Annotated in this window: 14 protein-coding genes; 2 read left to right on the forward strand and 12 right to left on the reverse strand. The window is 60.1% G+C overall.

Translation table 11 applies throughout. The annotated features are described in order from the left end of the window. Window positions 1-4: 4 nt before the first annotated feature. Window positions 5-1,432 (reverse strand): aromatic ring-hydroxylating oxygenase subunit alpha, encoded by a 1,428-nt coding sequence (locus KCG45_RS05805; RefSeq protein ID WP_218316112.1) that lies wholly within the window; start codon window positions 1,430-1,432, stop codon window positions 5-7. Between the two features lie 105 nt (window positions 1,433-1,537). Between KCG45_RS05805 and KCG45_RS05810 the strand changes: the two genes are divergently transcribed. Further along, the gene (locus KCG45_RS05810; protein WP_218316113.1) at window positions 1,538-2,074 is read left to right on the forward strand and encodes a VOC family protein; all 537 of its coding nucleotides are present in this window, start codon (window positions 1,538-1,540) and stop codon (window positions 2,072-2,074) included. A gap of 40 nt (window positions 2,075-2,114) precedes the next feature. Here KCG45_RS05810 and KCG45_RS05815 read toward each other — a convergent pair whose 3' ends face one another. Continuing rightward, entirely contained in the window at window positions 2,115-2,924 is an 810-nt protein-coding gene (locus KCG45_RS05815) for a helix-turn-helix transcriptional regulator (protein ID WP_218316114.1), read from the reverse strand. Window positions 2,925-3,056: 132 nt separating this feature from the next. On the opposite strand from KCG45_RS05815, the gene KCG45_RS05820 reads away from it, so the two are divergent. After that, entirely contained in the window at window positions 3,057-4,676 is a 1,620-nt protein-coding gene (locus KCG45_RS05820) for an AMP-binding protein (protein WP_218316115.1), read from the forward strand. 4 nt (window positions 4,677-4,680) lie between these two features. Here KCG45_RS05820 and KCG45_RS05825 read toward each other — a convergent pair whose 3' ends face one another. The 10 genes from KCG45_RS05825 to KCG45_RS05870 all read right to left on the reverse strand — a co-directional run bounded on the left by KCG45_RS05825 (window position 4,681) and on the right by KCG45_RS05870 (window position 13,528). Then, window positions 4,681-5,583 carry an SDR family oxidoreductase gene (locus KCG45_RS05825; RefSeq protein ID WP_218316116.1) on the reverse strand — a complete coding sequence of 301 codons (903 nt, stop codon included), beginning with the start codon at window positions 5,581-5,583 and terminating at the stop codon, window positions 4,681-4,683. Window positions 5,584-5,607: 24 nt separating this feature from the next. After that, window positions 5,608-6,816, reverse strand: a complete 1,209-nt coding sequence (locus KCG45_RS05830) for an acyl-CoA dehydrogenase family protein (RefSeq protein WP_218316117.1) — start codon at window positions 6,814-6,816, stop codon at window positions 5,608-5,610. Window positions 6,817-6,829: 13 nt separating this feature from the next. After that, the gene (locus tag KCG45_RS05835; RefSeq protein WP_218316118.1) at window positions 6,830-7,585 is read right to left on the reverse strand and encodes a ThuA domain-containing protein; all 756 of its coding nucleotides are present in this window, start codon (window positions 7,583-7,585) and stop codon (window positions 6,830-6,832) included. Between the two features lie 4 nt (window positions 7,586-7,589). After that, a complete protein-coding gene (locus KCG45_RS05840; protein ID WP_255547969.1) occupies window positions 7,590-8,363 on the reverse strand; it encodes an SDR family NAD(P)-dependent oxidoreductase in 774 nt (257 codons plus the stop codon). Further along, entirely contained in the window at window positions 8,364-9,536 is a 1,173-nt protein-coding gene (locus KCG45_RS05845; RefSeq protein WP_218316119.1) for a thiolase family protein, read from the reverse strand. It lies immediately after the preceding gene. After that, entirely contained in the window at window positions 9,533-9,958 is a 426-nt protein-coding gene (locus KCG45_RS05850; protein WP_218316120.1) for a Zn-ribbon domain-containing OB-fold protein, read from the reverse strand. Before KCG45_RS05850 ends, KCG45_RS05845 begins: the two co-directional genes overlap by 4 nt. A gap of 11 nt (window positions 9,959-9,969) precedes the next feature. Continuing rightward, a complete protein-coding gene (locus tag KCG45_RS05855) occupies window positions 9,970-11,052 on the reverse strand; it encodes an acyl-CoA dehydrogenase family protein (protein ID WP_218316121.1) in 1,083 nt (360 codons plus the stop codon). Continuing rightward, window positions 11,049-12,290: a cytochrome P450 gene (locus tag KCG45_RS05860; RefSeq protein WP_218316122.1), complete on the reverse strand. Its 1,242-nt coding sequence runs from the start codon at window positions 12,288-12,290 to the stop codon at window positions 11,049-11,051. The genes KCG45_RS05855 and KCG45_RS05860 overlap by 4 nt, the downstream gene beginning before the upstream one ends. A 90-nt stretch (window positions 12,291-12,380) precedes the next feature. Then, window positions 12,381-12,758, reverse strand: coding sequence for a nuclear transport factor 2 family protein (locus KCG45_RS05865; protein WP_218316123.1), 378 nt, complete (start codon window positions 12,756-12,758; stop codon window positions 12,381-12,383). Further along, the gene (locus KCG45_RS05870; RefSeq protein ID WP_218316124.1) at window positions 12,755-13,528 is read right to left on the reverse strand and encodes a ThuA domain-containing protein; all 774 of its coding nucleotides are present in this window, start codon (window positions 13,526-13,528) and stop codon (window positions 12,755-12,757) included. The genes KCG45_RS05865 and KCG45_RS05870 overlap by 4 nt, the downstream gene beginning before the upstream one ends. Window positions 13,529-13,530: the final 2 nt, after the last annotated feature.

Genomic DNA, 13,530 nt, shown 5'->3' on the forward strand with positions numbered 1-13,530 from the left:
GAGCCTATGCCGTCTTCGGCAGCTCACCGTCGATATATTTCTTTAGCGTGGTCTGGAAATGGCGCACCCGGCTGTCCTGGTAGTGACCGAGCTCCATCATACCTTCCTTCATGCTCTTCATCCCCGTCTGCACATGCGGGAGGTTCGACATGTCCTGATCGAACACATTGGCAAGCTGGGGCCCCATGATATCCGCGGCCCAGGAGAATGGCTCATCGTCGGGAATGTATGTCATCTCGACAGCGCGCGGCCGCTCTTCGCCTTTTGGGGTGGGGAACAGCAGGCGAATTTCCATGATGCACCAATCGGGGGTGTCGCCGGGGAGCCAGCGATAGACCAGCGTCGGCAGGAATCCGATCCACGGTGCGAAATTCGGGAAGATGTTATAGGTGAAATTGTCGAGGATCTCGCTGTCCGACGCATCCGAATAATCGTAGCCATACTGTTCCGCGAAACCTTGGCGGCCAGCCTCGGCCAGCACCTTGCGCGCGCCAAGCGGATCGGCAGGCTCGTAGCCTTCGACAGGCTCGTCGCTCGCGGCAAAGCGGCGATTGGTGTCCGCATCCGCTCCGCCTGAGAATTCGTTCATCTTTTCGAGGACATAATCCGAATCCTTGCCCTTCATATGGGGGCTGAGGACTCCTGAGGGAGTGATTGCACGATTGAAATGGTCGCCGATGTGATCGTAACGCGTGTTTGCGTCGCCGAGGAACGGCAGCAGTTGCGGATGCGTGGTAATCGAATGCCAGGCCTCCATGAATGCTTCGGCGGTTGCTTTCCAGTTGGCCGGGATGCGTTTCTGCACCCACATGCCCGTATAGCGGTTCTCAAAATCGTAACGCTCATAGTGCGATGCCGCCGGGCCGAGCCACGTCCTGAAATCGGGAAGGTCGTGGTTCTCCGTGACTATGACGAAGCCCTGCCACAATTCGACCCGCGCCTCTGGCAGGCACATGTTCTTGTCCTTGAGATGCTTGAAGTCCCACTCGGACGGGATCTCTTTCAGAGTGCCATCATTGCGCCAGGTGAAGCCGTGGAATGGGCAGCGCAGCTGGATCGAATTGCCGCCCTCCGTACGCAGCTTGCGCCCGCGGTGAAGGCAGGCGTTGTAGAATGCTTTTACGCCGCCATCTTTCTGGCGAATCAACAGGAAGCTCTTGCCCGCGATCTCGTAAACGACTGTATCGCCCGGATCGGGCATTTCGTCTTCGCGTGCGGCAAACATCCAGACATTGGGCCACAGCTTCTCGCGCTCGAGCTTGGCGAAGTCTTCGCTGATGTAAGGTTCGACCGGAAGCGGATCGTCCGGCATTTCCAGGACGGTTTCTTCGAAAAGATAGTCGGGCGGGGTGCGCGTGTCGCCCTCCAGCATTTCGGTGTAGCTCATGCCGGGGCAGCGATCTTCCGCGCTGACTTTCTTGATCTCGTTCATCGGAGTCCTCTTTCGAGCCCTTTCCTCGCACTTTGTGCAGTGTTCGCGCTTTGGAATATCACACAGATTGCCCCGGCGGTCACACTATCGGATTGGAGAGGATGCATGGGGCGCAAGTACGGGATCGCGGAATTGGGAGAGGTGATGCAGCTTGCATTCGTCCCGCTCGATTTCGATGCTGCGGTGAAGCATTGGGCCGAGGTCATGGGCGTCGGCCCGTTCTTCCTGATGGAAGGCATCCACCTTGAAGACATGCGATACATGGGCGAGCCGACGGACGCGGTCTTCGATCTTGCGCTGGCATATTGGGGCGACATCCAGATCGAACTGATCCGTCCGCGGGACAACCACCCATCGATCTATTCTGGTGAGTACGCGGACGTCGGCGGAGGCCTGCACCATGTCTGCATCCTCGTCGACGATATCGAGGAGGCGTATTCGGTCTGCCGCGAACAGGGCGCGAAGATCGTGATCGAGGGATCGCTCGGCGACAGCCAGGTTATCTATGTCGATCCCGGATCGGGACCCGGCGGCCTGGTCGAAATCCTGCAGCAAGGCGAAGGCGGGCCCGGACTGTTCGCAATGATCAAGGATGCAGGCAAGGACTGGGACGGCAGCGAGCCACTTAGAACCTTGGGTTAAGCACGCGGCCCCCGGGGACCGCACCTGAAAGCGAAGTTCGTTAGCTGCTGGCGCCGAGATATCCCAGCTGACCTGCCTTGAAGATCGTCTGCGCGCGATTGACGCTGTCGAGTTTCTCTCCAGCGCGGTGGATATGATACCGAATGGTAGCATGCGACCGTTCGAGGATCATGCTGATCTCCTTGTCGGTCTTGCCAATCGCGGCCCAGCGCAAGCACTCGACTTCGCGCTTTGAAAGAACGCAATCCGAAGGAATACGCCGTTTTGTCCGGTGCGCCTGGACATACCCCGCGATGAAGCGGCGGGTCAGCTGCGAGAAAAGCGATCCGTACAGCGCGAACTCTTCGGATAGGTCTTCCTTGTCGCGGTCCATGCTGATGAAACTGTTGGCGGAGATCTGACCGAACGGCAGGTGCACGGGGATCACGATCGCGGCTTTGCACAGAGAGCGTTTTTCGAAGTCGGTGAGGTCGATCTCTTCGAGGTAGGAATTGCGCCAGCGGGTGTTGAAGCCGTGCTGATTGGCCCAGAAGGGTTCGCTCTCGTACCGGCAGGCGCGGGGGATCGGGGAGTGCAGGGCAAGGCGGTGATCCTCCCACCAACGAGATCCATCGTCGAGCCAGCGGAACACGTCCGCATTCAGGATCGTCCCCTCGGCATCGACCATCGGCTCTTTCGATGAGATATCGTCGCACATCGCGACCTGCATGCCGCGCTCCTGCGCGATACGTGCCATGTTCACGGCAGCATCGTGAATATCTTCCGAGCAGGTGATCGTGATCTGGTCGAGCAACTGATCCAGGTGCTCGCGCCCTTGCGGCGTGCGCAATTCTACAACGTTTTTAGCCATGTTCGTAGCCTCTCCCCGACTCAAATCCCGGGACACCCTAACCCACTTTGATCGATTCGCCTCATACTTTACGCAGGGGAATTGGGGGTAGGCACTGGTTAAGCCCGTTCCATCTTTCAGGAGAGTCGCGTCATGGCATGGCAGGGTGAGAATTTCGGGTTCGCGCTGAAGGCGCTGGCGAGCGCAGTCGAGCCTGAGCGGCCGGCTTTGATCCACGGCGACCGTGTTGTCACCTGGGCTGAGCTGGACGAACTAACCGATCGGATCGCGGCGGGATTGCAGTCGAGCGGGCTGAAGCCGGGCGACATCGCGGGACAGATGCAGCGTAACACGCCCGATTACGTTCTCGCCTATTTCGGCTGCATCAAGGCGGGTGTTTCGCCGATCAACGTTAATTACCATTACAAGGAGCGCGAGCTGACCGATATCCTTGAGCGGTTCGGTGTGAAGGCGTTGTTTACCGAAGAAGATTTTGCCGACCTCGCGCGTTCGGCGATGCCGGACAACACGATTACCATTGTCGCCGGGAGCAGGGAGTGGATCGATCTGTGCGCGTTCGATCTCCCCGAAGATTTTCAGGTGCACCGCGACAGGGGATCGCTGTTCCTGACGGCGACCGGCGGTACGACCGGTATGCCCAAAGCGGTAATGTGGCCGTTTGCCGATGCTTGGCAGGCGTTCAACGTATCGACATTTCAGCGCGGGCTGGGAGAGCCTCCATTCCTTTCGAGTTCGCTGGCGGAGCATGCGGCGGAGGCAGCCTCTATCGGCCCGGATCACCCGGCCAGTGGATCGCCCCTGCTGCTCCTTAGCCCGCTGATGCACGGCGCCGGCCAATTCACCGGCGTTATTCACTTGCTCAAAGGCGGCACGCTCGCGCTGCTGCCCGCCAAATCCTTCGATGCTGACGCCGCAATCGACGAGGTGAAGCGCATCGGAGCGAAAGGCTTGTTCATTGTCGGTGACGCGTTCGCTCTCCCTATGGCCGATCGGCTGGATGCACGCGGCGATGGCGCGGAAACCTTGGCGAGCCTGCGTACCCTCATCAGTTCCGGCGCGGTGCTTTCCAATGCGGTCAAGCAGAGGCTGATTTCGCATCACAAATCATTGGTTATCATCGATGCGCTCGGCTCCTCGGAAAGTTCCGGGACCGCCGTTGTGATGACGACCGCAGCCGGATCGAGCGGAGGCGGAAAGTTTGCAGCACTGCCTGACCGGGAAACCAAATTGCTCGATGAAAATCTGAACGAAATCGCCAAAGACAGCGACGACATCGGGATCGTCGCGCGCACCGGTCCGCTGCCGCTCGGCTATCTCGGCGAAGAGGAGAAGAGCGCCAGGACCTTCCCGGTTATCGATGGCAAGCGCTGGCTGGTGACGGGAGACCGCGCCCGCTGGGCCGCGGACGGCAGCATGGATTTCATCGGCCGCGACAACATGTGCATCAATACCGGAGGCGAGAAAGTCTTTCCCGAAGAGGTGGAGGCCGTCTTGCAGGACCATCCCGGCGTGCAGGATGTGCGCGTTGTGAGCCTTCCGGATCCGCGCTTCGGCCGCAAGGTCGTCGCGGTAGTGAAGTCCGACGGCAGCGATGACAAACTGGAAGACGCATTGGACACGCGGGCCCGCGCCGAACTGGCCGCTTACAAGATACCGCGGGTCTATGTGTTCACCAACGACTCGCTAAGGCTCAACAACGGGAAGCCCGATTACAAGACTGCGCAGCGGCTGGCAGACGCGAGCGGAAGCTGACCGGCTACTCAGTAGCGCGGTCGGCCTTGTCCTTCGCATTTGTGCCTTTGATCATCGCGCGCATCTGCTCCCACTCGGCATCGCCAAGAGCGTGGAGCACCGGATAGAATGTGCCGCCATTGGCCTGATAACCAGCGCCGTCGATCGCGATGGTCTGGCCATTCACGTATTCGGCGCCTTGGCCCATCAGGAACACCGCGAGATTTGCAAGTTCGTGCATTTCCCCGGCACGGCCCATCGGGTTCGTGTCGTTCTTCGAATTGCCGCCCTGTCCGCCGGGCGATAAGCGCGCGCTCATGCCCTTGGTTGGAAAAAGGCCCGGCGCAATCGCGTTGAACCTCAGACCGTAACGGCCCCATTCGGTCGCCAGGCTTTGGGTCATTGCATGGATCGCGGTCTTCGACATTGCAGAAGGTACGACGAACGCGCTGCCTGACCACACCCATGTGGTGAGTATCGACAGGAAGCTCGCCGATTTTCCTTCAGCTATCAGGCGTTTTCCGACGTCCAGCGTCACGTAGAAAGTCCCGCGCATGACGATGTCTGCGATTGCGTTGAACCCATTCACGGAAAGGTCTTCGGTACGGCTGATGAAGTTGCCTGCGGCGTTGTTCACGACGCCGGTCAGCGCGCCGCCATCGACCCATATCTTGTCGACCATTTCGTGGATCGCATCGGCATCGCGAATATCGCAGGCATGGGCCACGACCTTTCCGCCATGCTGCTCCATCAGTTCCGTCGCGGTCTCATCCAGCTTGTTCTGGCGCCTCCCGCAGATGTAGACAGTCGCGCCCAGCTTCAGGAACCCCTCGGCCATCTCCCGGCCCAGACCGGTGCCTCCGCCTGTGACGAGGATACGCTCGTCATTCATCAGGCCTTCGCGGAACATCAGCTTCGATACGTCCATGAGATTTGTCTTTCTTGAGAGAGGTCAGAGACCCAAAACGGTCTTGGCTATGATGTTCTTTTGCACTTCGTCCGACCCGCCAAAGATCGTCGCCGCACGGTTGTTGAGATATCTGCCCATCGCGGTTTGCGCGAGTTCGCTGCCGACTGGCTCTGGCGCTTCATTGCCATATAGCGGCCGCTCGAGCGGCAATTGCAGCGCATCCGGGCCGAGCAGCTCCAGTCGCAGCGTGTCGATTTCCTGACCGATGTTCGAACCGAGCAGCTTGACCAGCGATGTCTGCGGGCCCGGCCTGCGCCCTTTCGCGAGCTCGGCCAAAATGCGAAGTTCCGTAAATTCGAGAGCTTCCGCGTCGAGCCGGACGCGGGCCAGCTTGTCGCGGAAGCGCGGATCGTGCGCGATCGCGCCATTCACGCCGGAGGGCTGCGTCTCGGCGAGCTCTTCCAGCTTGTCGATCGATTTCAGCAAACGCGGGGCATAGCAGGAACCGCCGCGCTCGTTTTCGAGCAGGAATTTGGCGATGGCCCAGCCTGCGCCTTCTTCTCCGATCCGGTTGTCTATCGATGTGCGGGCATCGGAAAAGAAAACCTGATTGACCTCGTGGTCGCCCGACATCGAATGGATCGGCGTTACCTCGACGCCAGGCTGATCCATCGGAATCAGCAGGAAGGTAATGCCGGCCTGTTTCTTGACTGCGGTGTCGGTGCGAACGAGCGCAAATATCCAGTTCGCATGGTGCGCATGAGTGGTCCAGATTTTCGAGCCGTTGATGACATATTCGTCGCCATCGAGTCGCGCCGCAGTCTTGAGCGAAGCGAGGTCGGAACCGCTGCCCGGCTCGGAATAGCCCTGACACCAGTAATCCTCGCCTGAAAGCAGGCGCGGCAGAAACCTGGCCTTTTGCTCGGGCGTCCCGAACTCGCAAATGACCGGACCCACAAGCCGCAGGCCGAGGATCGAGATCGCCGGTGCTCCTGCAAGTGCGCATTCCTTCTCGAAGATGAACTTCTGCGTTGGCGTCCAGCCCGTGCCGCCGTCCTCTTTCGGCCAATGCGGGGCAACCCAGCCTTTTTCGTACAGGATGCGGTGCCATTCCATCCCGATATCGGGCTCCACGAAAACGCCCGGCGTGCGCCGTGCGCCATCGCGCAGGCGATCAGGCAGTTTCTGGCTGAGGAAGCCGCGCACTTCTTCGCGAAAGGCGAGGTCTTCGGGTGAAAAGTTCATATCCATGGCGAGCGTCCCTTCATTCGCCGTCGCGCATCGCCCAGGCGATGCTGCGTCGCAACAGATCGTAATAGACATCGTAATTCCACGCGCACATTTCTTTGTGCGGATAGAAATCCTGCATTCCCGGCAGGTCGTAATGTCCGCGGCAATGACCGAGCGTGTTGTAGACGACCCGCCCTTTGCCGATGTCGCGGGTGTACAGGATCGGCACGCTCGTTTTCTCCCAATTCCCCTCGACGAAACCGGTGGCTTCCCCTTCGAACGTGGTTTGCATCAGCGTGTCGATCGGAGCCGTGGTCTTTGAAAGGTAGAGTTCGTCGACCACTTCGAAATCCTCGATCCCGCGTGTGAGTTCGTGATCCTTGTCGAGCACCTCGACTTCGAACGGGCCGATCACCGGATGCGCCTTGAACTGTGTGCCGAGCATGTCGAAAATCTCGGGTCGATCCTCGGGGCAGGCCACGAGGCCCTCCTCGGTGAAGACGAGGATCGAGTTGGTGCCATGGAGCGCGAGCCATTTCCCGCCTGATTCGAGCCAGGCACGCAATTGCTTCGCCTGCGCCTCGGTCGGCATGAGGTCGCAGGTATAGGTGATCAGGAACCGGCAATTGTCGAGCCGCTCCAGCCCCGAATAATCGGCGGCTACCGTCGTGCGGACATGTGGATGCTCCGCGAGCAGCTTGAGCAGCTCGAGCCGCGGGTAATCGATGTCGTGATATTTTCCCGCTGCGATAAAATGCGCGTCGATCCGCTGAGTTGGTTGTGCGCCCATTCGATTAACTCCGTATCGCTCCGCCGCCATCGACCGTGAAGTCGCAGCCGGTGGTAAAGCTTGCCTCGTCGCTCGCCAGGAAGACGACCGCCTTTGCGACCTCTTCCGGCTCTCCAATGCGGTTCATCGGATGAGTTGCGGCAAAGTTGGTCTCTATGTTTTCCGGAGTGTCGATGCCGGAGAATTTGTAGCGGTCATACATCGGCGTGCGGATCGCGCCGGGATGAACCATATTGGCCCGAATGGGAACACCACGCTCGGCGCAATCCAAGGCCACGGACCGGGTGAGGCCGAGCAGACCTGCTTTCGACGCGCTGTAAGCGGCGACAAAAGCGGCTGCGCGCATTGCGATCATCGAACCGATATTGACGATCGCTCCCGGCTCTCCCGCCGCTTCCATTACAGGCAACGCCGCGCGCATCCCGAAATATGGGCCGTTGAGATTGATGTCGATAGTGCGCTCCCAGCTTTCAAGCGGGCCTTCGACAACATTGCCGGGTTCGGAAATACCGGCGATATTACACAATATGTTGAGTTTGCCGAAACGGTCCTTTGCAGTCCGCACTGCTTGGTGCCAGCGATCCAGGTCGCGGACATCCAGTTCGAATGCCTCGGCATTGTCGCCCAGTTCGTCCGCCAGCGTCCGCGCCTTTTCGATCTGAACGTCGCACAGCAGCACCTTGCCGCCTTCTTCGACGATCATGCGGCCGACGGTGGCTCCGATACCTTCGGCTCCGCCCGTGACGAGAGCGACCTTGCCTTGCATTCTTCCGCCCATCTATCGCTCCAGGATCGCTACCGCTGACAGTCCCGGCGCGCCATAGACATGGCTGTATCCGGTTTTCGGTATGTCGCCATCCGACGTGACGACCTGTCGTTCGCCCGCGCGCCCACGCAATTGCTCGACATTTTCATAGATTTGCCGGAGTCCCGAAGCACCGACAGGTTCGCCGCATGCGATGCAACCGCCATCGGTGTTGATCGGTAGCTTGCCCCCGCGTTCGGACCAGCCATTGGCGAGCCATTCTTCCTGTTCGCCGTCCTTGCAGAAACCGTTTTCGGCCATGTGCATGATCTCGGCGCCGGACTCGGTATCCTGCAGCTGCGCCACGTCGATATCCTCCGGGCCGATCCCGGCCCCTTCGAACGCTGCCTTGGACGCGAGGACCGTGGGCTTGCCGCCTTCCTTGATGCTTACGCCGGCCTGAAACACTTCAAAACTGTCGGGCGGACGGGTTTTTACCGCGACTTTCGCGATCTTGACCGAACCGTTGTTGGAAAGCGCGCCGAGTTCCTTCGCCTTCTTCTCACTGGCGAGGATCAGGGCAACACCCCCTTCGGCCGGGGCGCAGAACATGTATTTGGTCAGCGGATCGTTGATCATCGGCGCGTTCATGATCGTTTCGAGATCGATCTCGCTGCGCCGCCATGCATGCGGTGTCACTGCGCCGTTGCGGAACGCTTTCGCGGCCACCCGACCGAGCGTTTCGCGGCTGATCCCGTACAGCTGCATGTACCGCTGGATCTTGAGCGCGAAGAACTGCGTGGTCAGCATCATGCCGGTCTGACCGTACCATTCGGGCAGGCCGTAATCGGCGGGCTTCGCGTTGAAGGCGCCGCGCGGATGCTTGTCAAAACCGACTGCAAGAGCAAGGTCGTACATCCCGCTCGCGATCGCCATCTGTGCTGAAACGAGCGCACTGCCACCGGTCGCGCAGCCATTGGCGACATTGGTGAAAGGCAGGGAGGTCAGGCCCAGCTCGTTGACCATGATGTCGGCGCTGCCGGCCGCAGCCGAGCCGCCATAGGCGCATTCGATGTCGGTCCATTCGAGATCCGCATCCTTCATCGCTTCGCGGACTGCGAAAACGCCCTGTTCGCGGCCCGACCGTTCTTCGGTGCGGCCAAAGGGGTGAATCCCCGCGCCGATGATATAGACGTTCTCGCTCATGCGGCTTTCTCTCGGGCTTGATTGAGGGGACGGAACGCGAAAGTGTCGTGCGTTGCGTTGAACGGAACGACGCAGAACTCGACCGGCATATTCAATTCAAGATCCTCGAGCCGGGCATCGACAATCCGGCTTTCGACGATGACTTCGCCGGGAAGTTCGACATATCCGAGCAGGAATGGCTGAAAATCTGGCGGGCCCTCGCCAGGTCCGGAGCCGGGCCCTTCGTAAGGCTCTTTTGGCAGGAACCCCTGAGACGTCCAAGACCACAACCGGCCATGCCGTGAAAGCTTGTAAGGCTCGACATCCTTGGCCGCATCGCCTTGCGGCATTGGGAACACGATCTCGCCCGACGGCAGTTTGCCGCCCATCAGGTGCGGTTCCGCGTCATCACTCCAGAGATGTGGATCGATCTTCTTACCCATGCTGCATCCCCTCAGGCCGCAATTGCATATTCGGACAGCACCGTATCGGTGTCTCCGAACAGGCGCGCGAGCACCATCACGCGTTTCATCGCGTGGCCGATTGCCAATTCGTCCGTGATGCCCATCCCGCCATGCATTTGCACGGCCTCGCGCGCGACCGCATCGACGTTATCTCCGATAAAAGCCTTCGCCCCCGCAGCTGCGCGCTCCCACGCGCCCGCATCGCTGCGGTCGGCAAGAGCGGCGCGGTATAGCATCGAACGACACTGCTCGATCCGCGCATAGGCCTCGACCAGTCTGTGCTGGAGCGCCTGAAAGGAGCCTATGGCGACGCCGAACTGCTCGCGCTCTTTCACGTACTCCAGCGTATCGGCGAGCAGACGCTGTCCCAATCCGGCGATTTCTGCCGCAGCATACAGGCGGACTTCGCTGACGATGGAGGAGATATCCTCACTCCCGAGATCGAGTCTGGCGGCGGCTTCGGTACGCGTAAGTCGAATTTCTCCTGCGATGCTTCCGTCAGCGAGGCGATAGGGCCGCACCTCCAGACCATCGGCATCCTTGCTGATCACAAAGCATGCCGTTTCGCCTTCAAAAGCGGCTGTGACGATGAACAGATCGGCGATCGCGCCGCCAAACACGAATGTCTTCTCTCCGCTCAGCCGGTAACCGTCTCCGCTTGCTTCTGCTTTCACGCCTTCCGCCTGAAGGCTATAGCGCTGGGCCCGCTCGGCCCATGCGAGGGTCGCTATTTGCTCTCCTGCCGCCACCGCTTCGAGATGCTCAGGGGCCCCGCCTTTTTCCAGCAGCCGCGCAGGCAGCACGCCAAGCTCCAGCCATGGGTCCGGCGCGTTCGCTTTCCCGATGGCTTCAGCCACCAACGCCAGATCGACGGATGATCCGCCCATACCGCCAGCTTGCTCGCTGACCGACAGCGCTATGAGGCCAAGATCCGCCAGGTTTTTCCAGCGCGCGCGATCATAGCCTTCGGGTGACATGCGCAGCCTGCGGCGCGCCTCGACATCGATCGGCGCGGCAAAGCGCTCGACGCTGGAGCAGAACATTTCCTGCTCTTCACTCAGGTCGAAATTCACGTAACTTTCCTCGAAAAGGTAATCGGCAGGCGGATCACGCCGCGCAGCAGGATGTTCGGCAGGATCTTTACGCCTGCCTCATCGGCCACGGCGAAATCGTCGAGCCGCTCCAGCAGCTCGTCAAACGCCACGAGCATTTCCTTGCGGCTGAGCATATTGCCGACACACATATGCGGACCCTTGCCAAAGGCGAGATGCGCACGCGCGTTCTTGCGCTCGATGTCGAATTTGTCGGGGTCGTCGAACTTTTTCGGATCGCGGTTCGCAGCTGCATAGCGCAGCTGGACCACGCTTCCTTTGGGCATTTCGACGCCGCCGAGTTCGGTGTCTTCCTTGACGATCCGCCACATGCCCGCAGTCGGCGTCTCGTATCGCAGCGCCTCTTCGACCATATTGCCGATCAGCTTGGGATTGCGCCCGCCGGCCGCGGCTTTTGCTTTCTCCATCTGTTCGGGATTGCGGATCAGTTCGAGCAGGCAACCGGCGATCGTGGACGTCGTGGTCTCGTTCCCTGCAACCATGAATTGCTGCATGATCGACATGATCTCTTCGTCGGTCAGAGGCGTTTCACCCTCGACGCGCGCTTCGACGAGATCGGTCAGCAGATCGTCGCCGCCATTTACCCGGCGGTCATCGATCTTGGGCTTCATGTATTTCTGGTACTCGACAAAAGCCCGCGCGCATTCGAGCTGGCGTTCGCGGTCCACCATCTGACTGAAACGGTCGACTGCGGCATCCGACCAGTATTTGACCTGCTTCGGATCATTGTCGAGGCCAATCTGCTGCGCGATCATCGCGACCGGAAGCGGGATCGCAAACGCCTCGACGAATTCGCATTCGCCATCCTCAGCCATCGCTTCGATCAGCTCGATCGACTTTGCACGCATGCCCGCTTCGATGGCGTTTACGCGCGGCGCGGAAAAGGCGAGGTTGACCAGCTGGCGATTGCGCGTGTGGACCGGGTGGTCCGCGGTCAGAAGCGTGGGCGGGTTTGCCCAACCATCTTTCAGGATCTCCTGAATTTCCTCGTCTTCGGCGCCCATCAGCACCGTGAAGTCGTTGGAAAACACCTCAGGTTTGGCGTTGGCTTCGTTACACAGGTCGTAGCTGTACACGACGAAAGTGTTCATTTCGGGCACGTGTTCCACTTCGATACCGGCGTCGTGGATCGCGCGGTAATAATCGAATGGATCGACCAGCGTTTCGGGGGCGAAAACGTTACCCTCGGGCTTGTTCATGATAGCGGCTCCGGTACCTCTGGATTACCCGCAGAACCTAGCCACATGAGCCGCGGTGACGCGATGCGCGAATGTGTTAGGGCCGATGGTTCAGCCGCCTGCAAACTCGCGCTGAAATTCCGCCATGTCGAAATAATCGCGCCAGGCGGCAATCAGCCCGTCGCCCTTGAGTTCGAAAGTGCCCATTACGCGGATTGCGGCTGTACGGCCGTCCTTGAGCGCGAAAGCATCGGTCCGCTCCGTCAGGACGATGTTGCCGTTCGCGGCAATGCTGTGCGTTTCCCAGTCGCAGCCCGTCACCTCGTTCATAAAGCCGGAGACAGCTTCGCGCATCGCCGCTTTCCCCTCGATCGGGTCCATTGGGATATTGTGCCAGACGACATCGTCCGAACACAGCGAATACATGGCCTCGAAATCGCCGCTGTTCCAATGACCGATAAAGGCCGTGACTGTTTCGATCGGGGTCATGGGTTTTCTCCAGCGATGAAATTGAGCGCATTGGCGATCGCCTTGCGAACATGCGGGTTCTCGTATGTTTGCGGGGCGTCGCCGAACTGCAGATAAACGAGCGGCGCATTCTCAACGCGTTTGTGCCAGGCGACAAGGTTGCTTCCGGGGGGATGATCCCAGCCCTCGTTCGAAAAGAGCGTCCCCGAAATGCCGAGCGCGGCGGAATAGAAATGGTCCCGTGTGAAACTGTAATCGGATCGGATCAGCGGTTTGACATCCTCTTCGAAAATCTCGGCGAGGTAGAGTTCGTCGGTTACCGTGAATTCGGGGGGAAGACCTGCGGTGACGGGGTGGTCGGCAACCACTTCGGCAACATATCTGACATCGTGGCGATACCCGGAATCGAGCGCAGGTTTTCCGCGCACCTCGCCCGGCGTGTAGAGAAACCGCCCGCCCAGCATCTCGTGCCATTCGGGCCAGTCTGCCCATCCTGCGAGCGCGTGATGCATGGCAACGGCGCCCCGCCCCGCCTGAAAGCGCTCCACCACGGCGCGGCGATACGCATCCGACGGCGGGCGCGATGTTACCCAATCATTCGCAAAGGTGTATCCGCCCATATCGTAGAACAGCAGTGCATCGGCATCGAGAGCGCGGCCGCCTGCAACCGCTTCCTCCGCCTCCGGATGCATCAAATGGGTGATGTCCCATTCGCCTAGCGACGCCAGCAGCGCCGCAAACGGCCCCTTTTCATAGGCATGGCCGCCGGACAGGACGAGCAGGTCGCGCATTG

Source organism: Erythrobacter ani, assembly GCF_019204025.1.
Taxonomy (GTDB): Bacteria; Pseudomonadota; Alphaproteobacteria; order Sphingomonadales; family Sphingomonadaceae; genus Erythrobacter; species Erythrobacter ani.